Annotated in this window: 15 protein-coding genes; 4 read left to right on the plus strand and 11 right to left on the minus strand. The window is 72.1% G+C overall.

Going from position 1 to position 19401, the window contains the following annotated elements; translation table 11 throughout:
- Positions 1 to 50 precede the first annotated feature (50 nt).
- The 6 genes from O7606_RS13715 to O7606_RS13740 all read right to left on the minus strand — a co-directional run bounded on the left by O7606_RS13715 (position 51) and on the right by O7606_RS13740 (position 7786).
- Entirely contained in the window at positions 51 to 1226 is a 1176-nt protein-coding gene (locus O7606_RS13715; protein WP_281594413.1) for a hypothetical protein, read from the minus strand.
- A 337-nt stretch (positions 1227 to 1563) separates the two neighbouring features.
- The gene (locus O7606_RS13720; RefSeq protein ID WP_281594414.1) at positions 1564 to 1755 is read right to left on the minus strand and encodes a hypothetical protein; all 192 of its coding nucleotides are present in this window, start codon (positions 1753 to 1755) and stop codon (positions 1564 to 1566) included.
- Between the two features lie 343 nt (positions 1756 to 2098).
- Complete coding sequence (locus tag O7606_RS13725; protein ID WP_281594415.1) at positions 2099 to 2488, minus strand: hypothetical protein; 390 nt, start codon at positions 2486 to 2488, stop codon at positions 2099 to 2101.
- Positions 2489 to 2541: 53 nt separating this feature from the next.
- On the minus strand, positions 2542 to 7002 hold the full coding sequence (locus O7606_RS13730) for a toxin glutamine deamidase domain-containing protein (protein ID WP_281594416.1): 4461 nt from the start codon (positions 7000 to 7002) through the stop codon (positions 2542 to 2544).
- An 18-nt stretch (positions 7003 to 7020) separates the two neighbouring features.
- A complete protein-coding gene (locus tag O7606_RS13735; protein WP_281594417.1) occupies positions 7021 to 7368 on the minus strand; it encodes a hypothetical protein in 348 nt (115 codons plus the stop codon).
- Positions 7361 to 7786: a YbaB/EbfC family nucleoid-associated protein gene (locus O7606_RS13740; protein ID WP_281594418.1), complete on the minus strand. Its 426-nt coding sequence runs from the start codon at positions 7784 to 7786 to the stop codon at positions 7361 to 7363. Before O7606_RS13740 ends, O7606_RS13735 begins: the two co-directional genes overlap by 8 nt.
- Positions 7787 to 7864: 78 nt before the next feature.
- On the opposite strand from O7606_RS13740, the gene O7606_RS13745 reads away from it, so the two are divergent.
- Positions 7865 to 9094, plus strand: coding sequence for an SUKH-3 domain-containing protein (locus tag O7606_RS13745; protein WP_281594419.1), 1230 nt, complete (start codon positions 7865 to 7867; stop codon positions 9092 to 9094).
- 16 nt (positions 9095 to 9110) lie between these two features.
- Here the strand turns inward: O7606_RS13745 and O7606_RS13750 are convergent, their stop codons facing one another.
- Positions 9111 to 10550: an aldehyde dehydrogenase family protein gene (locus tag O7606_RS13750; RefSeq protein WP_281594420.1), complete on the minus strand. Its 1440-nt coding sequence runs from the start codon at positions 10548 to 10550 to the stop codon at positions 9111 to 9113.
- Positions 10551 to 10702: 152 nt separating this feature from the next.
- Between O7606_RS13750 and O7606_RS13755 the strand changes: the two genes are divergently transcribed.
- The 3 genes from O7606_RS13755 to O7606_RS13765 all read left to right on the plus strand — a co-directional run bounded on the left by O7606_RS13755 (position 10703) and on the right by O7606_RS13765 (position 15125).
- The gene (locus O7606_RS13755; protein ID WP_281594421.1) at positions 10703 to 12139 is read left to right on the plus strand and encodes a gamma-aminobutyraldehyde dehydrogenase; all 1437 of its coding nucleotides are present in this window, start codon (positions 10703 to 10705) and stop codon (positions 12137 to 12139) included.
- Positions 12140 to 12142: 3 nt separating this feature from the next.
- Positions 12143 to 13423, plus strand: a complete 1281-nt coding sequence (gabT, locus tag O7606_RS13760) for a 4-aminobutyrate--2-oxoglutarate transaminase (RefSeq protein WP_281594422.1) — start codon at positions 12143 to 12145, stop codon at positions 13421 to 13423.
- A gap of 124 nt (positions 13424 to 13547) precedes the next feature.
- Positions 13548 to 15125 (plus strand): S8 family peptidase, encoded by a 1578-nt coding sequence (locus O7606_RS13765; protein ID WP_281594423.1) that lies wholly within the window; start codon positions 13548 to 13550, stop codon positions 15123 to 15125.
- A gap of 52 nt (positions 15126 to 15177) precedes the next feature.
- Here O7606_RS13765 and O7606_RS13770 read toward each other — a convergent pair whose 3' ends face one another.
- The 4 genes from O7606_RS13770 to O7606_RS13785 all read right to left on the minus strand — a co-directional run bounded on the left by O7606_RS13770 (position 15178) and on the right by O7606_RS13785 (position 19315).
- On the minus strand, positions 15178 to 16080 hold the full coding sequence (locus O7606_RS13770; protein WP_281594424.1) for a G5 domain-containing protein: 903 nt from the start codon (positions 16078 to 16080) through the stop codon (positions 15178 to 15180).
- A gap of 276 nt (positions 16081 to 16356) precedes the next feature.
- Complete coding sequence (locus O7606_RS13775; protein ID WP_281594425.1) at positions 16357 to 16959, minus strand: G5 domain-containing protein; 603 nt, start codon at positions 16957 to 16959, stop codon at positions 16357 to 16359.
- A 140-nt stretch (positions 16960 to 17099) separates the two neighbouring features.
- Positions 17100 to 18116 (minus strand): agmatinase, encoded by a 1017-nt coding sequence (gene speB / locus O7606_RS13780; protein WP_281594426.1) that lies wholly within the window; start codon positions 18114 to 18116, stop codon positions 17100 to 17102.
- Positions 18113 to 19315 (minus strand): saccharopine dehydrogenase C-terminal domain-containing protein, encoded by a 1203-nt coding sequence (locus O7606_RS13785; RefSeq protein ID WP_281594427.1) that lies wholly within the window; start codon positions 19313 to 19315, stop codon positions 18113 to 18115. Before O7606_RS13785 ends, speB begins: the two co-directional genes overlap by 4 nt.
- Between the last annotated feature and the right edge of the window lie 86 nt (positions 19316 to 19401).

Here is a 19401-nt window from a genome sequence, read left to right on the forward strand (position 1 = left end):
CCCTTGTCGCTGGTCGTCAACGACACAGAGCGTATCGGAGGGTTCGCCTTTTACTCGGGTAGGCGAGGCATCACGCTCGTCGAGTCCCCGCCGCCGGAGGGCTCCGGGGGCGGCGACGTACCCGGACGACCGGCGTTCGAGGCCGGATAGACCGTACCCGGCGACGATTTCGGAGCCGGGGGCCCCTGGCCCGCCCCACCCGACGGGTAGACCGTGCCCCGGGCCGGCCCAACCTGATGACCGCCCGACGGCGACGGGCTGCCCGGGTAGCCCGCGGGTTGCGGGGCAGCGCCCGGGTAGCCCGCGGGTTGCGGGGCAGCGCCCGGGTAGCCGCCGCCCGAACGGTAGGTGGTGCCGCCCGGGTTGCGGGGCAGCGGAATGTCCGGCGCGCCGGGTACCGGTACCGTCCCGTCGCCCCGTAGGTCCGCGCCGTCCGGACGGCCCCCGCTGTCGCCGCGGTCCGCGCTGTTCCGACGGTCGGCGCGGGAGCGGCGGATCAGCAGGACGATCAGCCCGACCCCGACCACCACCATGCCCACACCGAAAACCATCACCAGGGACAGGCCACCCGAACCGCCTCCTTCGGCGGCCTGCCCACCGCGGGAGCCCACCGCCGCCGCGAGCGTCGACTGGGCCGCCGGCTGCCCGCTCGCGGGATCCTCGGTGGGGTCCGGACTCGGCGTCGGCGTGGGCGTCGGCTTCTCCGTGGGGGTCGGGCTGGGGCTCGCGTTCCGACCGCCCTTGACATTGGCGGTGTCGGCGTCACGCCCGATCAGTTGCCCGCTGGAGGCCACCGCGTCCCCCGCGACGGTCAGCCGGCCCCCCGGGGCGCCGGGCAGGAAGGTCACCCGGTACTTGACGGTGACCTTCTTACCCTTGCAGAGCCTCGGGTCGCCCGGTGCGGTCCGGCCGGTGGTCAACAAGCCGGCGCCGGAGACGGGCACCGGCGACCACTGGCCGCCCGTGGCCACCTGCACCTCGACCTGGTCGGAGCGCACCCCGTCCAGCCGCATCCGCAGCCCGGTGCGCACCAGGACACAGCCCTCACTGCGCTTACGGACCTCCACCGACACGGAACCGGCCGAGCCGCCGGCGGTGAAGCTGCCGGACGACCGCACCCGGACCGAGTCGTCATCGGCCAGCGCCGGCGTCGCGCCGACCACCAACACGCCGCCCAGCAGCGCGCAGGCCACCGCCAGTCGCGCCACTCCCCGACGTACCGCCATGATCACCTCGCCGTTTCTCCCCGGGTGGGGTCCGGCCGTCAGGCTACTACCGGACGCTGATCCGCTCTCGTCATCGAGCGCTCCACATGTGTCGAGGGTTACCCGCTTCATTAGTCCGGGCAGCTCAGCGGCTCAGCCGCGCGCCACCCCGCCGCCGCGCCGCGCATGATCGACTCGCCTTCCGCGAAGTCTGGCCGGCGACGCGACACCGCGCCCCGGCCCCGCCCCGCATGATCAACTCGTCTTCCATGAAATCGGGGTGTCCCGTCGCCGCCCACACCGCGATATCAGGGATCTCGAGTCGGTCGTGGCTCATCCGTCGGCCGTATTCCGGCGGCTACTCCCGAAACTCCGGGGAACGGGCGGTCGGGGCGTTGTCCTGCGGCAGCTCGCCGCCGAGGTGGCAACGCTGATGCTGGCGTACCTGCTCCTCCCAGACCACCTGGTCGTAGTCCGGGTCCGGCGGAATCCACCGGTGCGAGCCGTCGCTGTAGTGGTACTTCTCGTCACCTGGGCGCAGAACGCTCATCACCACCCGCCCTTCCGACCGCCTCGCCGCCTGTCCACTCCGGCGACGCGCACGGCTGCCCGGGAAACGCCGGACCCCTGCCGTGCGGCGTCCACCGCTCCCCGACCAGAGCGGCTGATACCGGACGAAGGTCAACGCTACGGCCGACCGGGTGCCGTGGGCGGATGCCCGTCCGGGCGTGTCGACGGGGGTTCTGGCTGGCCACCGGCGTCTCGGACGGCCGCGAGGCCGGATCTGCACGGCTTCACCGACCCGGCAGCAACGCTTGGTCCTCACGCTGGAGCCACCGCCCGCTCGGGCGAGACGACGATGCCGCCCGGGGCGCGAGCGCAGAGGCGACGGCTCACTCCTGCGGCTGCGCCACGGACGGGTCGGCGCCCGGGTCGCCCTGGCGCTGAAGCTGCTCCTCGAACATGACGAACGTCTTACGGCGGATCCCGTGCACCAAGGCCAACTCGTCGTCGTTCAGGTACCGCTTCTCCCGGTCCTCGGCCTGCGTGATCACCGCGTCGACCGTCTCGTAGAGCGCGAAGACAGGCCCCTCACCGGAAAGGTAATATGCCCGATAACGCTCGACTTCCTGCACGAACTCCTCACGGGGAAGCACGAAGATCTCCCCACCGACCGCGAAGAGGATCTCGTCGATGATGTCGTTCGCGGCCTCCCAGCCCCCGTGACGCGAGGAGAGCTTCCACGCGCGCATCCCGCCCGTCTCCGTCTCCACAATTTTCACCGGGGCCCCATAGTATTCATAATAGTTTGGCAGGAACAGGCCACGGGCACCGGTCACGCCTTTACTCCCCTCGACGCATCTGACAGGGCTTGCCAGAAAAGTCCTTGCTCACGCCGAAGGATACTGTCACGGACAGCCCTCTCGGCAACTGACAACTCTCTCGTCGCCTCCCGGGCGACTGCGTCAAGGTCCCTCCGCACCTCATAGAGAGCATGTTCCCATTTCGCCACCTCGTCGAGGGCTGCCAGATGAAGTCGAAATTCCGCGATATGCCCGTTGGACATTTGCAACTGAAGTTGGATGTCCCGGTAGCCGCTGTCCTGCGGATTTCGAAAGCGATCACGAAGATGGATGATTTCAACTTCCGGCTCCTCCCGCAGGGCAGCCAGCGCCCGATAGACGTCACCGAGTGAACTGAACTCAATCTTGGCTGCCGCGAGGTCGAGTAGACGGGACACCTCGCCGCCGTACTTGGCGATCTTGTCCTCGGCCCGCTGGCGGTCCTTGGGTTCCCTGCGCCAATCGGCCTCGCCCACTTTCCGCTCTCCCTCGCCAGCGAGCCGAAGAGCTAGCCCGGTCAGTTCTTGCTGGGCATGGGCCGCAGCCAGGTACAAATCGTCCAGATAACGTCGCCGGTAGTCCGGGTCCTCACGTCGCCGCACGTCGAAACCGGGCTGCCGAACATTCTTCTTGGAGATCCTTGCGGAGTCGCTGATGGCCACCTGGTCGGGGGTCAGTGGGGTCGGCTCCGGAGGGAGCACCGGCTCGGCGGCGACGACTTCCGCGCCGCGTACCGCGATGTCGTCGAGCACCGAACCGAGGACGTCGATGGCTTCCGGATAGCTGGCCAGATGGTGCAACGTGAGCGGACGGGCGGTGAGCGAGACCAGCAGCTCCGGCGTGGCGAGGATCATCCGCACCAGGTCCGGCCGCTGCGTCAACTGCCGGACCAGCGTCTCGGCCAGCAACGGCTTGTCGTCCGGCGGCGTCCGCCAGGTGTCCTGGAGCATCTGCCGTACGCGCGGCTCGGCGAACAGCCGGGTCAGATCGTGTGCCGCCCGCTCGTCCAGCTGCGGGACGAGTCGCCGCAGCGCCGTCGGGTCCAGCTCGGCCGCAAGGTCAGCGGGCTGGACGCCGGTGGTGAACAGCGTGTCAAGATCGGTCGCTGATCCGATGACCGTGGCGACCGGCAGCCCGGCGGCGATCCGATCCTGGTGTGCCTGGTCACGCGCTGCGCGTACCTCCTCGGGGGTGGGTTCGGCCGGCTCGGAGGTCGGACCGGGAGGACCGGCCGGGGCGTGCCGGTCGGGGTTGCCACCGGGAGTGCGTAGCGGGTCGGTCCCCGGAGGCGCCGCGTTCGGGCCCGGAGCTACCTGCCGCTCGCTGTACTCGCCCGGCCCACGACCCGGCAGTGGCATCGGCCGGCCGTCCGGACCGACGACCAGCGCCTCCAACCCGACCACGTTGGCCGGGTTCGGCACCCCCCGGTGCCCGTACGGCGGACGGTCCGACACCACGCCCACCTGCGGATCGAGGTACAGGACGGTGCCGTTCTGGTTCAACGCCACCCAGGCGTGCGCGCCACCGGCCTCCCAGGTGTTGACGATGAACGCGAAACTCCCGTGGCCGCCGGAGAGCAGTTGCCGGCGCAGATCGGCGTACCCCTGCAACACCTGCTGGCGGGCGGCGGCCGGCGTCCCGCTCGACGCCACCACCTGCTGGTACGTGCCGCCCGTGGCGCGCTCGACCCGCCCCGGCCCGCCCGTCTCACCGTTGACCGGCCGGTTGACGTCGCCGTTCAGGTAGCCGTCGAAGGTACGCGGCGCGGAAACCCGGGGGCGCCCGTGCACCCAGGTCTCGTAGAGGGACAGGGTGCAGTCGAGGCAGTTGATCGAACGAGTCGAGTCGGCGCTCGGCCCACCGTCGTTGACCAGGTAGAACCACTTGCCCTGCCGAGGGTCGGCGGTCCGGGTCACGGTCCCGTCAGGTTCCCGGGGCACCGCCCGTTCCAGGTCCGTCTGGTGCAGGGCCAGCGGCGGACGCAGCCCGCCCCGCTGCCCGTACGGGCGGAACTGGTCGCTCGACGGCGGGTCGTCGTCCCCGGTCAGCGCAGACCGGTCACCGGTCTCCACCCCACCGGCCGCCAACTCCGCCACATCGTCGTTGATCCGCTCAAAATGAGCCTCGTTCTCGACGTAGGTGACCTCGGGCTTAATGCGGCCCTCGAGTATTGCCTCTACAAGGTCCTGTTCACGGAACGAGTCACGAAGTTCTCGGTTGGACACCCGCAGGCACCATCTGGCCATCTCTTGATTGCCCGCGCGGTCAAACTCGTTCGCCTTTATAGCCCATCGCCGCGCTCTTGTTTCGTGTGCTTGGGCCGCCTGCCTCAGTCGCGCAATTTCATCGATTCGCCTGTTCTCCTCGAACCAGGCGCGTTGGTCGTTGAAGTAGCCCTGGTAGCGACGGCGTTCGAGCGCTTCGCGGTCGGCCGCCCACCGGGCCTCGTACCACTCGCGGCTCCTGATAACGGGCTCGGTCGTCGGACCCGGGGTGGGCGGCGGAGTCGGCTCCGGGTCGGCCTGCGCTCGGGAGGTCTTCGGGGCCAGCACCTCCAGCAGGGACAGGTCGTTGAGCGGTGGGGTGTCCGGCCGGCCCGGGGCCGTGCCTGCGGTGCCGCCCTGCTGAGGGTGCGGTGAGATGGGCGCCCCGGTCGTCGGCGGATGGGTGCGCGGCCCGGGCGGGTTCGAGGTGACCGTAGGTGTCGACAGACCGGTCGTCACCGGCGCGGATGCGCTGGTCAGGCTGGATGTCGTGGCCACCACCGGGGCGGGGGCGGGCACGCTTGGGCCCGGACCGGGGGTGGTCGTCGGAGCAGGGCCGGGCGGCATGTTCGGCGCGGGGCCCGGGGCAGTCGGCGGCGCAGTGGTAACGGTCGGTGCGCTCGCGGTGGTGACGCTCGGGGCGCTTGTGGTAGCGGCGGTCGGGGCGCTCGTGGTGGTCACGGCCGAGGTGGTGGACGGCGTGGTCCCGCTGTTCGTCCCGGGCGGCTCGACCGGCGCAGCGGTGATCGTCGGGGACGCGGACAGCGTCGGCTCGACGGTGACAGCCGACAGTGTCGGTGCCGAGGTCACCGGAGCCGGCGCGGGACCGTTGGTCACCGGGTCGACGGTGCGGGGCGTGACGGTCGTCGGCTCGGGCGCTACCGATCGGGAGACGGGCTCGGAAAGATGCTGGGTCGGGTCGGGCAGATCGATCGGAACGTAACTCGTGCCCCTGGTCTCCACCGGTGCCGGGGCGGGTGCCGGGTCCGTCATGACGGTCCGCGTCATCACCGGGTCCGCGCTGCCCTGCGCGCCACCCAGGTCGGACGGGCCACGCTGGCTCGGGAGAGCCGACGAGAACGATTCCGACATCGGGACGGTCGGGACCGTAGGCGGTCCTGTGTGGCTCGGCAGGTTCGGAGCGGTCGACGGACCAGCCGACGGACCGGCGAGCGCGCTCAGCCGGCCGTCCAACCGGGCCTGGAGGGCGGCGTCGGCCTGGCCGACGGAGGAGCCGGTGGCGCCCGACGCGGCGGCGCGGGCCGCGTCCTCCAGGCCGATGAACCCGCCCCCGGTCGCCAGGCTCGCGGCCTGCTCGGCGATCACCTCGCCGCCCATCTCGCGCCCGAAGTGCTCGGCGATCCGCCCGCCCCGGCTGGTGGCGTGCCGACCGAGGCCGGCGAGCGGCGCGGCGGCCCCGCCCGCGAAGCCACCCACCGTGGACGTGCCCAGATCGGCGAGATCCAGGCCGTCCCGTCGGCCGGTCGAGTTCTGGTAGCCCTGGACGGCGAGGTTCACGCCGCCCTCTTCGGCTGCTTCGAACAACCCGCCCCGGAGCGCGTTGCGGCCCAGCCCACGCAGCCCGTCCCTGGTGACCTGCTTGGCGGCCCGCTCGGTGGCTTCCTTCATCCCCTTCTTGAGGGTCTTGCGGGCGAGTTGGGCGATGAGCTTCTTGAAGATCTGCTGGACGACGAAGCGGGTCGCGGTGATCGCCGCGGCGGCGGCCGGGGACGCGGCGCCGGCGGTGAGCACCACCGCCACCGCCATCCCGAGCAGCTCGACCACCAGGATGCCCAGCTCGATCCAGACTTCGAGCTTGGCTCCCTCGATGTCGCAGCCGCACTCCTCGACCAGGCGACCGAGGTCGGTGCTGACCGCGAGCAGCAGCGGCAGTGGGGCTTCGTCCCCGTCGGCCACCTTCTTCCAGGCGGTGTCGAAAGCCTCCGCGACCGCGCCGACCGCACCGTACCCGCTGCGCACCTCGTTGGCGGCGGTGATCGCGTCGGCACGTGGGCCGGCCAGGGTCGCGGCCACGCCGTACCACTTGTCGGCGAGGTCCCAGACGGCCTTCTCGTTACCCTCCGGCCACTCGACGCCGACCACCCAGTCGAGGGCTTCGTAGACCCAGCCCGGCAACTGCCAGGGGCAGAAGTCGAGGGGGTGCGGGATGGGGCTCGGCAGTACGGTCACACCGGCTCCCCTGACCGGTCAGGGCACATCGTGCCGACGCTGGTTGCTCACCCGGTTGAGGCGGCCCGCGTTGGCCGCGTCGGTCTCCACGTTGGCCCGTACCGACTCGACCACGGCCGCGCCGAGGCCGTCGATGTGCCGACCGAGGCCGTCCCAGGCACGCAGCAGCGTCGCCTCGAATCCCCGGTACGTCTTCTCGAACGCCGCGCCGATGTCGTCCCCACCCCAGGGCTGCCGGGCGCTGGCGGTCGCGATCTCCGCGCCCGGGCCGTCCCGTTTGGCCTTGACCGCGCGACCGGCGAGGGAGAGATCCGTGCCGCCCCGTCGAGCCCGCTCCGGGTCGAGCCAGAGCTGCCCGTCAGTCACGCCGCTCACCACCGTGCCCCATGACCGCGTCCGCCCGGCTGAGCAGAGCGCCGAAGTCGCCGGTCCGCACGAAGTCCATCGAGCCCGAATCAGCGGGCAGGTAGCCGGCGACGAGCTTCTGGGTGGCGGCCATCGCCGCCTCGGTGGCCTTCTGGATCGTCCTGGTGGTCTTCCGACTCAACGCCTGGGCGTCCCGACTCTGGAACACCGACGGAGCCATCTCGACGGAGATCAGTTGCCCGCGGGCACCCACAGTGGCCGTAACCTGGCCGTCGTCGGAACGCTCCGTCACCCGCAGCTCGGCCAGCCGGGCCTGAAGCTCGTCCAGACCGGACCGCAACTGCTGGTACTGGCCGTACACCTCGTCGAACCGCGCCCGTAGCCCGCGGTTGGCGTCCCGGTCCGCGCTCTCCGTCAACGCCGCCTCCCGTCACCTTGGGTAGGGCAGACCATACCGGGACACCGCGACTCCGTGGGGGTCCGGTAACTTCAGCGCGTGATCGACCGTCAGCAGGCCGAGCAGCTCGCCTCCGTCTGGGCGCGACGCGACTCGCAGCGCCTCGGCCACGAGTGCGTCCCCGTGGTCGAGGAGTTCGACGTCGGCTACGTCATCTCGTCCACGGTGGCGGGTGGCGTCCCGACCGTTCCGGGCGACCTGCCGACCACGGTGGTCGACCGGGAGACCGGCGAGGTCAGCCACTGGCCACGACTGCCGGCGGAGATCGTCGCACAGACGTACCGGCAGCGTCGGCCCAGCCAGCGCGCGCCGCGTACCGTCGACCCGGCCGCCCAACTGCTGCGGGAGATCCACCGCCTGCCGACGCCCGGTACGGCCGCGCACCTCACCGTCGACGGCCGGACTTACGTCGCCCAGGGCGCGAAGGGCGACGTCGAGGTGAACCACCACCCGATGATCCAGGGCTACCTGAGCAGCGTGCCCACCGGACACCTGGTCCGGGGCGGCGATCGGCACGCCGAGCTGGTCGTCGTCTCCGACGTGCTGCACGAGTACGACCACCAACGCGCGCTCGCCGGTCAGCCGCCGCTGGACTTCGAGGAGTACCTCGCGCTGCTGGAGACCGCCCGGTTGGAGATCTTCCGGGTACGTGAGCCGGGTGATCCGGCCGGCGGCCCGGCGGACCGTCCCTGCGACTCGTGTCTGACCGCGCTGGTCCACCTGCGCCTACGGCCGTGGGCCGACCTGGCCTACGTCGAGCCGTGGCGGCCCGACCCCCAGCCCCTCCCCGACCCGAACCGCTTCCCAGCCGAGGTCGCCCACTCCCTCGCCGCCGCCGGCTGGCGACCGGAATTCGGTGACGAGTTGCTGGCAGAAGCGGCCATCGACGAGACCTGCGAGGCAGTGGTCGGCTCCGCTCAGCTCCCTCGGTTCCCTGCCGCTCTCCAGGCTCTGACCGCTTTCCCGAGCCTTTCCAGCGGACGTCGCGGTCCGGGTGAAGCGGTTTGGATCTCCCGCTTCCAGGTGGATCCGTTGCCGGTCGCGCACAGTGTGGCCAGTCTGGTGGATTTTGGGCGGGTGTTGGGCGTACGGCTGTTTCCGATCGGTACGGAGCGGCAGGACAGCATCCTCGCGGTCGACGAGCGGGGTCGGATCTTCGCCCTCGACCAGGCCGGTGAGTGGTTCCTCGGTCCGGACGTCGACGCCGCCCTCACCACGCTCCTGCTCGGGCGAGCCCCCGCCCGGGTGCACGACGACGGCACCTGGTAGCCCTCGGACGAGGGCGCTACACCTGCACGCCGGTGAGCACCAGCACCCGGGGTTCGGTGTAGTCGTCCATGGCGCTGCGGACGCCCTCGCGGCCCACCCCGCTGCCCTTGGTCCCGCCGTACGGCATCTGGTCGGCCCGGTACGACGGCACGTCGCCGACGATCACGCCGCCGACATCCAGGGCGCGGGCGGCGGCGAAGGCGACGTCGACGCGGTGGGTGAAGACGCCGGCCTGGAGCCCGTACGCGGAGTCGTTGACGGCGGCGAAGGCGGCCCGGTCGTGGGCGACCCGGGTGACCACCAGCACCGGCCCGAACACCTCCTCGGTGTTGACCTTGGCGTCGGCCGGCGCCCCGGTGAGCACGGTCGGCGGGTAGCTGCTGCCGTCCCGGCGTCCGCCGACCTCGATGGTGGCGCCGGCGACGGCCGCCTCGTCCACCCAGGACTCGACCCGCTCGGCGGCCTGGACGGAGATCAGCGGGCCGACGTCGGTCGTCTCGTCGGCCGGGTCTCCGAGGCGTAGCTGCTCGACGGCGGCGACCAGTCTGGGCAGGAACGCGTCGTAGAGCCATTCGTGCACGTAGACCCGTTGCACGGCGATGCACGACTGCCCGGCCTGGTAGTTGGCGAAGGTGGCGATCCGGTGCGCGGCGTAGGTGAGGTCCTCGTCGGTGTTCCAGTCCTCGCAGATCACCGCCGCCGCGTTGCCGCCGAGTTCGAGGGTGACGTGTTTCTCGGGCGCGGCCCGGCGGACGGCCGCGCCGACCGGCCCGGAGCCGGTGAACGACACCACCGGCAGTCTCGGGTCGGCGACCAGCCCGGCGGCGCGTTCGTTGGGCAGTGGCAGCACCGAGAAGACGCCTTCCGGCAGCCCGGTCTCGGCGAGGAGCTCGCCGAGCAGCAGCGCGGTCAGCGGGGTGGCCGGGGCGGGTTTGACCACGATCGGCGCGCCGACGGCCAGCGCCGGCGCGACCTTGTGGGCGACGAGGTTGAGCGGGAAGTTGAACGGGGTGATGCCGAGCACCGGGCCCCGGGGCACCCGCCGGACCAGGGCGATCCGCCCGGTGGCGGTGGGGTCGGTGTCGAGGCGTTGCAGGTCGCCGGTGAACCGGCGGGCTTCTTCGGCGGCCCAGCGGAAGGTGGAGACGGCCCGCCCCACCTCGGCCCGCGCCCACTTGAGTGGCTTGCCGTTCTCGGCGGTGATCAGCCGGGCGGTCTCGTCGGCCCGTTCGGCGAGCCGGCGGGAGACGTGGTCCAGGGCCGCCGCGCGGACGTGCGCGGGCAGGGCCGCGGCCTCCGTGGCCACGGCGGCGGCTGCCGCGACTGCCGCTTCGACCTGCTCGGGCGTGGCGTGCGTGGTACGCCCGACCGCCCGCCCGTCGTACGGGTGGTGGACGGTCAGCTCGCCGTCGCCGTGGACGGGTCGCCCGGCGACGAAGAAGGGACGCGACTGCACCCGCCAAGCGTAGAGGACCACGAAATTCCCGGTGGACCCACCGACTTCACGGAAACGGTCGTGCCTGCCCTTGTCTGCCTCGGATTCGGTGGCCAAGATGGCAGGACGGCCGCGATTACCGCCGCAGAAGCCCGACCACCCCGGAGACTTCCATGAGTGATCTGCAGAGGCTGCGCAACTTCGTCGACGGCGGCTACGTCGACCCGGTCGACGGCGGGTACGCCGACCTGGTCGACCCGTGCACGGGTGAGGTGTTCGCGCAGGCCCCGGTCTCGGGCGCGGCGGACGTGGACCGGGCGGCCTCCGCCGCCGCGACCGCTTTCGAGAGCTGGCGGGACACCACGCCCGCGGAACGTCAGCGGGCCCTGCTGAAGCTTGCCGACGCGGTGGAGTCGCGGGCGGCGGAGCTGGTCGACGCCGAGGTCCGCAACACCGGCAAGCCCCGCCAGTTGACCGCCGACGAGGAGCTGCCCCCGGCGGTCGACCAGCTCCGGTTCTTCGCCGGGGCGGCCCGGCTGCTGGAGGGCCGGTCGGCCGGCGAGTACCTTGCCGGTCACACCTCCTACGTGCGGCGCGAGCCGGTCGGGGTGTGCGCCCAGGTGACCCCGTGGAACTACCCGCTGATGATGGCGGTGTGGAAGGTCGCCCCGGCGTTGGCGGCCGGGAACACGGTGGTGCTGAAACCGTCGGACACCACCCCGGTCTCCACGTTGCTGCTGGCCGAGATCGCCGCCGAGTTCCTGCCGCCGGGCGTGCTCAACGTGGTCTGTGGGGATCGGGACACCGGTCGGGCCCTGGTCGCCCACCCGACGCCCCGGCTGGTGTCGATCACCGGCTCGACCCGGGCCGGCCGGGAGGTGGCGGCGGCAGCCGCGACGGACCTGAAACGTACCCATCTGGAGTTGGGTGGGAAGGCGCCGGTGGTGGTGTTCGACGACGCGGACGTGGCGGCGGCGGCCGAGGCGATCGCGGCGGCCGGTTACTTCAACGCCGGGCAGGACTGCACGGCGGCGACCCGGGTGCTGGCCGGGCCGGGTGTGCACGACGATTTCGTGGCCGCGTTGACCGAGCAGGCGAGGGGCATCCGGACGGGCGGCCCGGACGACGCGGACGTGCTCTACGGGCCGCTGAACAACGCCGCCCAGTTGGCCCGGGTGCGGGGTTTCGTGGACCGGCTGCCCGATCACGCGAGCGTGCGGGCCGGTGGCACGCCGGTCGGCGAGCGGGGCTTCTTCTACGCGCCGACGGTGGTCTCCGGGGTGCGTCAGCCGGACGAGATCATCCAGGAGGAGGTGTTCGGGCCGGTGATCACCGTGCAGCGTTTCGACGACGAGGACACGGCGGTGCGCTGGGCGAACGGCGTGCCGTACGGGCTGGCCGCCTCGGTCTGGACCCGGGACCACGGGCGGGCGATGCGGATGACCCGGCGGCTGGATTTCGGCTGCGTCTGGGTGAACACGCACATCCCGCTGGTCGCGGAGATGCCGCACGGCGGGTTCAAGCACTCCGGGCACGGCAAGGACCTCTCCGCGTACGGGCTGGAGGACTACACCCGGGTCAAGCACGTCATGCACCACATCGAGGGCTGAGCCGTGACCTTCTCCGAGGAGCTGCGTCGGCGGCGTACGGCGGCGGTGGCCCGGGGCGTGGGCAGCGTGCTCGGCTCGTACGTGGACCACGCGGTCGGGGCCACGATCACCGACGTGGACGGCAGGCGGTGGCTGGACTTCGCCTCGGGCATCGCCGTGACCAACGTCGGGCACGCCGCTCCGGCCGTGGTCGAGGCGGTCCGCGCGCAGGTGGAGCGGTTCACCCACACCTGCTTCATGGTCGCCCCGTACGAGTCGTACGTGGCGGTCTGCGAGGAGCTGAACGCGCTCACCCCCGGCGGTTTCGAGAAACGTTCGCTGCTGGTCAACTCGGGCGCGGAGGCGGTGGAGAACGCGATCAAGATCGCCCGGCACGCCACCGGACGCCCGGCGGTGGTGGCGTTCGAGCACGCCTACCACGGCCGGACGAATCTGACCATGGCGTTGACCGCGAAGAACATGCCGTACAAGCACCGGTTCGGGCCGTTCGCCGGTGAGGTGCACCGGGCGCCGATGTCGTATCCGCTGCGCGACGGCGGGTTGTCCGGCCCGGACGCGGCGGCCCGGGTGGTCGACCTGGTCGAGAAGCAGGTCGGCGCGGAGAACGTGGCCGCGCTGCTGGTCGAGCCGATCCAGGGCGAGGGCGGTTTCGTCGTACCGGCCGGGGGTTTCCTGCCGGCGCTGCGGGAGTGGGCGACGGCGGCCGGGGTGGTGTTCGTCGCCGACGAGATCCAGACCGGGTTCTGCCGGACGGGGGACTGGTTCGCCTGCGCGCACGAGGACGTCGTGCCGGATCTGGTCGCCACGGCGAAGGGCATCGCCGGTGGCCTGCCGTTGGCCGGGGTGACCGGTCGGGCCGAGCTGATGGACGCGGCGCACGTCGGCGGCCTCGGCGGCACGTACGGCGGCAACCCGGTGGCCTGCGCGGCGGCGCTGGCCAGCATCGGGATCATGCGGGAGCGCGAGCTGGACGCGGCGGCCCGGCGGATCTGGGCGACGGCCTGGCCCCGACTGCACGCCGTCGCGGCCCGGGATCCGCGGGTGGCTGAGGTGCGCGGTCGGGGCGCGATGCTCGCCGTCGAGCTGGTCCGGCCGGGCACCCTCACGCCCGATCCGGCCGGCGCGGCGGCGGTGTCGGCGGCCTGTCACGCCGCCGGTCTGCTCACCCTGACCTGCGGCACGTACGGCAACGTGCTGCGCCTGCTGCCCCCGCTGGTGATCACCGACGCCGAGCTGGCCCGTGGGCTGGACGTCCTCGACGCCGCGTTCGCCCGGACCTCTTGATCACGAATAGGTCAAGACATCGTCGAATTTGACTTCGGGTGCCATACGATCCCCGTCACTCGATCAGCCTTGATCGATTGGCGCGCCACAAGCGCGCTGCTCAAGGGAAGGAACACCCCGAGGGATGACAGACTCCCCCGCCACAGGACGCCGCTGGCGTCTCGCCGTGGCCACCACCGCCGCCGCAGCCACCGTGGCGATCGGCGCCCCCGCGACCGCCGCGCCGGCCGAGGGCCGGATCCTGCTCGCCGGTGGCGCGACCGCCGTCGACAACTCGTACATCGTCGTCTTCGAGGACAGCGCGGTCGGCCGCCCCGAGGTCGGCGCGAAGGCGCGTGGCCTCGCCGGCCGGCACGGCGGCGCGATCGGCCGGACGTACTCGAACGCGTTGCGCGGCTTCGAGGCCCGGATGTCGGAGACGGCCGCCAAGCGGCTCGCCGCCGACCCGGCCGTCCGGTACGTGCAGCAGAACCACACCGTCCGGATCTCCGCCACGCAGTCCCCCACCCCCTCCTGGGGCCTGGACCGGATCGACCAGCGCTCCCTTCCCCTGAACAGCTCCTACACGTACGCGAACAACGGCGCGGGCGTGAAGGCGTACATCATCGACACCGGCATCCGTACCACGCACAGCGACTTCGGCGGCCGGGCGGTCTCCGGGTACGACGCGGTCGACGGCGGCGCGGCCGACGACTGCAACGGCCACGGCACGCACGTCGCCGGCACGGTCGGCGGCACCGCGTACGGGGTGGCCAAGGGCGTCACCCTGGTCGCCGTCCGGGTGCTCGACTGCGCCGGCAGCGGCACCAACGCCGGGGTCATCGCCGGTGTCGACTGGGTGACCGGAAACCACGCCGCCGGCGAGAAGGCGGTCGCCAACATGAGTCTCGGCGGCGGCTTCAACCAGGCCATCAACGACGCGGTGGCCCGGTCCATCGCCGACGGCGTCACCTACGGCCTGGCCGCCGGCAACGACTACGGCGCGAACGCCTGCAACAGCTCGCCGGCCAGCACCCCGGCCGGCATCACGGTGGGCGCCACCCAGTCCAACGACGCCCGGGCCAACTACTCCAACATCGGCTCCTGCCTGGACATCTTCGCCCCGGGCTCGTCGATCACCTCGGCCTGGCACACCAGCAACACCGCCACGAACAGCATCTCCGGCACGTCCATGGCGACCCCGCACGTGGTCGGCGCCGCCGCCCTGGTGCTCGCCGCCAACCCGTCGTACACCCCGCAGCAGGTACGCGACAAACTGGTCGCCGACGCCACCAGCAACGTGGTGACCAGCCCGGGCAGCGGCTCGCCCAACCGGCTGCTGTACCTCGGCGGCGGCGCCAGCGAGCCCCCGCCGCCGTCGGGCTGCACCGGCGCCAACAGCGCCAACGTGACCATCCGCGACTACACCACCGTGGAGAGCGGCGTCACCGTCGCCGGCTGCTCCGGCCTCGCCTCGTCGAGCAGCAAGGTGGCGGTGTCCATCGTGCACACGTACATCGGTGACCTGGTGGTCAGCCTGGTCGCCCCGGACGGCAGCACCTACACGCTGCACAACCGCTCCGGCGGCAGCGCCGACAACATCAACACCACCTACACCGTCAACCTCTCCTCGGAGACCCGCAACGGCACCTGGAAGCTGCGCGTCCGGGACGCCGCCGCCGGTGACACCGGCTACATCGACAACGTCACCCTCACCCTCTAGTCGCGCCGAAGGGCGCCGTCCCACCTGCGGAACGGCGCCCTTCCGGGCAGCCTCAGTCCTCGCAGGCCCAGCCGTCCTTGTCCCGGTCGAGGCGGTAGACGTCGCTGCCGATCACCCGGACCGGGCCGCTCACGTACGCCGGGCCGTCGCCACCGCCGCCCGCGCAGTCGACGTCGCTGGCGATCGGCACGCAGCCGCTGTAGTTCGGGTCGCACTCCCGGGCGACCTTGGTGCCCACCGCCACCACCTCGGTCACCGGCTGGCGGGTCACCACCGACTTCACCAGTTTCCGGCCGGTCTGCACGCCGTCGGTCACCGTCACCTGGTAGGTCAGCGTCCGCACCCCGTCCACGCCCCGGGTACGCACCTTCCGGGTGCCCTTGGCGAGCGAGGAGTCCTTGACGGTCCGGCTGCCGTGCCGGATCGTCTCCGTGCTGGTGACGGTCCGCGTCCGCACCACCGGCGACGGCGACAGTGACGGCGTGGGCGTCGGGGACGCCGACGGGGATGGGGACGGGGCCGGGGCGCCCGTCGCCGGGGCGGACTCCGTTGCCGGTGGCGCGGAGGTGACCGCCGGGACCGGGAGGCCCTGGTCCCGGACCCCGCCGGCGGCGGCCGGCTTCGGCTCCTTCGGCGGATCGGCCGTCGCGCCGATGACGGTGAGCCCGCCGCAGCAGAGCAGCACCAGGGTCAGCGCCCCGCCGCCGACCAGCAGCCCGACGCGCTGCCCGCCGGTGAGCCGACCGAACCAGCCCGTACCAGTTCCGGCGCCCGCGCCGGCCCCATTGCCCGTGCCCGCACCGGCCTCGATGCCCGTGCTGAAACCCGCGCCGGCCCCGATGCCGATGCCGGTGCCGGTGCCGGCGTGCCAGGGCGGGCCGTCGGCGGGTGGCGGGACCATCCCGGGCGGGAACGTGAACCTGGGCGGCGGCTGGTGCGGGTGTCGATCGCTCACGGCGACGAGTGTCGCCAGCGGTGACGCCCACCGGTAACCACCGTGCCGCCGATCATCCCCGTCGACAGGACGGCCCGGTCAGCGCCTCGGCCCGCCCCACCCACCGTTCCGCCCCGGCCCCGCCACCATTTCGCGTCAGCCCCGCCGCCGTTCCGCGTCAGCCCCGCCACCATTTCGCGGATACCGGGGCATCCTCCACTCAGGACACAGCCAGATCGGTGATACGAACGGTCGTACGGCCGCGGGAGAGTCCGGAGCGGGGTGGGTGGGAACGGGTCAGGGTTTTTCGTCGCAGGCTATGTCGTTGCCGTTGCGGTCGAGGCGGTAGACGTCCTCGCCGGTGACCTTGACGGTGCCGGTGAGCCAGACCGGGCCGTCGCCCCGGCCGGCGCAGTCGACGTCCTCGGCGACCGGGACGCAGCCGCTGTAGTTCGGGTCGCACTCGGCGGTACGGGAGGTGCCGACCGCGACGATCTGGGTGACCGGGACCTTGGTGACCTCCGAGCGGAGCAGCCGTTTCCCGGTCGGCTCGCCGTCGACGTAGGTGACCTCGTAGAACAGCGTCTTCAGCCCGGTCACGCCCTTCGTCCGGACCGCCTGCTGGCCGTCGGGCAGCCCGGCGTCCTCCACGGTCTGCACCGGGAACGGTATCCGGGCCGTCTCCCGGACCTGCCGGATCTCCACCTCGCCGGACGGGCTCGGGGTGGGGGTCGGGCGCGCCGACGGCGACGGCGACGGCTCGGTCGGGGTCGCCCACTCCGCCAGCCCGCTCATCGTCGCCCCGCCGCCGGGACGGAACCCGAACAGCGCACCGACCACGGTCAGCTCCGCGCCGCACGCCAGCGCGAAGGTGAGCGCCCCGGCGAGCAGGGCCACCATGGTCCGCCCACCCCCGCCGGGCTTGGGCGCGCTTGCAGCACGGGACGACCGACGAGACGCCATGCAGGAAGTTTCGATCTCATTCCGCCTGCTGGCAAGGTGCAGGGAGGGGCGCCTGGCAGATATTCCTGACGCCCAGCTCAGCCGAGCAGGGGGCGGCGGGGGTCCCAGGGCGGGGAGTCGCCGGTGGCGTCGCGGCGGCGGCGGGCGATCGCGGACAGCGCCTCCAGCACCACCCGGTTACCCAGGTACGCGGTGATGTCCGCGTGGTCGTACGGCGGGGCGACCTCGACCACGTCCACCCCGACCACCGGCAGCTCGTAGCAGCAGCGGCGGACCGCGTCGAGCAGTTGCCGGCTGGTCAGCCCGCCCGGCTCCGGGGTGCCGGTGCCCGGGGCCATGCCCGGGTCGACCACGTCCACGTCCACCGACAGGAACACCCCGTCGCAGTCGTCGACGGCGAGGGCGTACGCCTCGGTGAGGCACTCGTCCAGGCCGCGCGCCACCAGCTCGGTCATCTCGTACGAGCGCATCCGCTGCTCGGCCATCCAGGCCAGGGTGGCCGGGCCGGGCCAGTAGCCGCGCAGCCCGATCTGGAGGAACCGGTCGCCGCGTACCGCCCCGGACTCGATGAGCCTGCGCATCGGCTGACCGTGGCCGTACAGGGAGCCGAACTCGATCTCCCCGGTGTCGGCGTGCGCGTCGAAGTGCACGAGCGACACCCGGCCCAGGCCGTGCCGCCGGGCCACCGCGGTGGCGTCGGGCAGGGCGATGGAGTGGTCACCGCCCAGCACGATCGGGATCGCCCCGGCGGCGGTGACCGCGTGCACCGCGTCCTCCAGGGCGGCCAGGGAGCGTTCGATGTCCCCGGCGAACATCTCCACGTCACCGGCGTCGTAGACGCGCAGGTCGCGCAGCGCGTCGACGCCCAGGGCCAGGGACGGTCGGGAGCCGTCGTGCGGAAGGTAGCAGGCCTGCCGGATGGCGGACGGGCCGAACCGGGTGCCCGGCCGGTGCGAGGTGCCACCGTCGAACGGCGCGCCGATGATCACCACGTCGGCGTCGAAGTACGACGCGGGCTCACCGACCGTGCAGGGCGGCACCCCGAGGAACGTCAGGTCCGGCCCGTACATGGCGCCGTAGCGGTTGGCGGTCATCTCTCCTCGATCCCCCAGGGTGAGCCGTACGCGGTGAGCAGGTCGAGGAACGGTTTCGGCGGCATCGCCTCCGGGCCGAGCACCCCGACGCCCTGCCACGCCCCGGTGGCGAGCAGCTCCAGGGCGACGACCGGGTTGATCGCGGTCTGCCAGACCACCGCCTGGTGGCCGTACTCGTTCATCGACCATTCGTTGTCGACCACGTGGTGCAGGTACACCCGGCGGGGCCGGCCGTCGACGCCGGTGCCGGTGACGTACGTGCCGGCGCAGGTCCGGCCGCTCATCCGGCGGCCGAGGGTGGCCGGGTCGGGCAGGCAGGCGGCGACCACGTCCCGGGGCGAGACGTGCTGGCCGCGCACCGGCACCGGGGACGTCGAGTCGAGGCCGAGCTTGTGCAGGGTCTTGAGCACCTCGATGAACTCGGCGCCGAGGCCGTACTTGAAGGTGACCCGCCGCGCCGGCACCCAGCGTGGCACGAGCAGCACCTCCTCGTGTTCGACGTTGACGCACTCGACCGGGCCGATGCCGCCGGGGAAATCGAAGACCTCCGGCTCGCTGAACGGCTCGGTGGTGAACCAGCCTCGCCCGCGTTCCCAGATCACCGGCGGGTTCAGGCACTCCTCGATGGTGGTCCAGATGGAGAACGACGGCGCGAAGTGGTACCCCTCGACGATCAGGTTCGAGCCGTCCCGTACCCCGATCTCGTCGATCTCGGCGAACAGCTCGTCGGCGGCGTACCTGGCGAAGACGTCGGCCAGGCCGGGTTCGACGCCGATGCCGACCAGCGCGAGCCGGCCGGCGTCGGCCCACTGGCCGGCGGCGGCGAACTGGCCGTCGCCGAGCTTGACCCCGGGCAGCTCGTACGGGCGCTCCGGGTGCGGGCGGGACAGCGACATGGCCATGTCGAGGTAGTTCGCGCCGGCCGCGAACGCCCCGTCGAAGATCGGCATGACGAAACGCGGGTCGACCGCGTTGAGCACGTGGGTGATCCGGTGCTCGCGGCAGAGCGCGGCCACCGCCGCCGCCGACGAGGCGTCGACGGTGGTGGCGCTGAACCGGTCGCCGTGGTCGGCGACGGCCTGCCGGGCGCGCTCGGGCTCCCGGTCGGCGACGACCATGGCGTCGAAGAACGAACGCCGGGCGGCGACGGCCACCGCGGCCGAGCCGACCCCACCGGCTCCGACGACGAGAATCCTCATCAGGCATCACTCCCGTAAGGGCGCTTTGCTGGCAGACGACGTTGCTGTGGCGGGCCTGGCTCCCTTCCGTCACCCGAGGTGTTGAC

Origin of the sequence: Micromonospora sp. WMMD882 (genome assembly GCF_027497255.1) — a bacterium.
Classification (GTDB): Bacteria; Actinomycetota; Actinomycetes; order Mycobacteriales; family Micromonosporaceae; genus Micromonospora.

Bases quoted from the DNA above. Each gene is read 5' to 3' on its own strand.
- O7606_RS13715 (WP_281594413.1), bottom strand. From the start codon at position 1,226: ATGGCGGTACGTCGGGGAGTGGCGCGACTGGCGGTGGCCTGCGCGCTG.
- O7606_RS13720 (WP_281594414.1), bottom strand. From the start codon at position 1,755: ATGAGCGTTCTGCGCCCAGGTGACGAGAAGTACCACTACAGCGACGGC.
- O7606_RS13755 (WP_281594421.1), top strand. From the start codon at position 10,703: ATGAGTGATCTGCAGAGGCTGCGCAACTTCGTCGACGGCGGCTACGTC.
- O7606_RS13765 (WP_281594423.1), top strand. From the start codon at position 13,548: ATGACAGACTCCCCCGCCACAGGACGCCGCTGGCGTCTCGCCGTGGCC.
- O7606_RS13775 (WP_281594425.1), bottom strand. From the start codon at position 16,959: ATGGTGGCCCTGCTCGCCGGGGCGCTCACCTTCGCGCTGGCGTGCGGC.
- speB (WP_281594426.1), bottom strand. From the start codon at position 18,116: ATGACCGCCAACCGCTACGGCGCCATGTACGGGCCGGACCTGACGTTC.
- O7606_RS13785 (WP_281594427.1), bottom strand. From the start codon at position 19,315: ATGAGGATTCTCGTCGTCGGAGCCGGTGGGGTCGGCTCGGCCGCGGTG.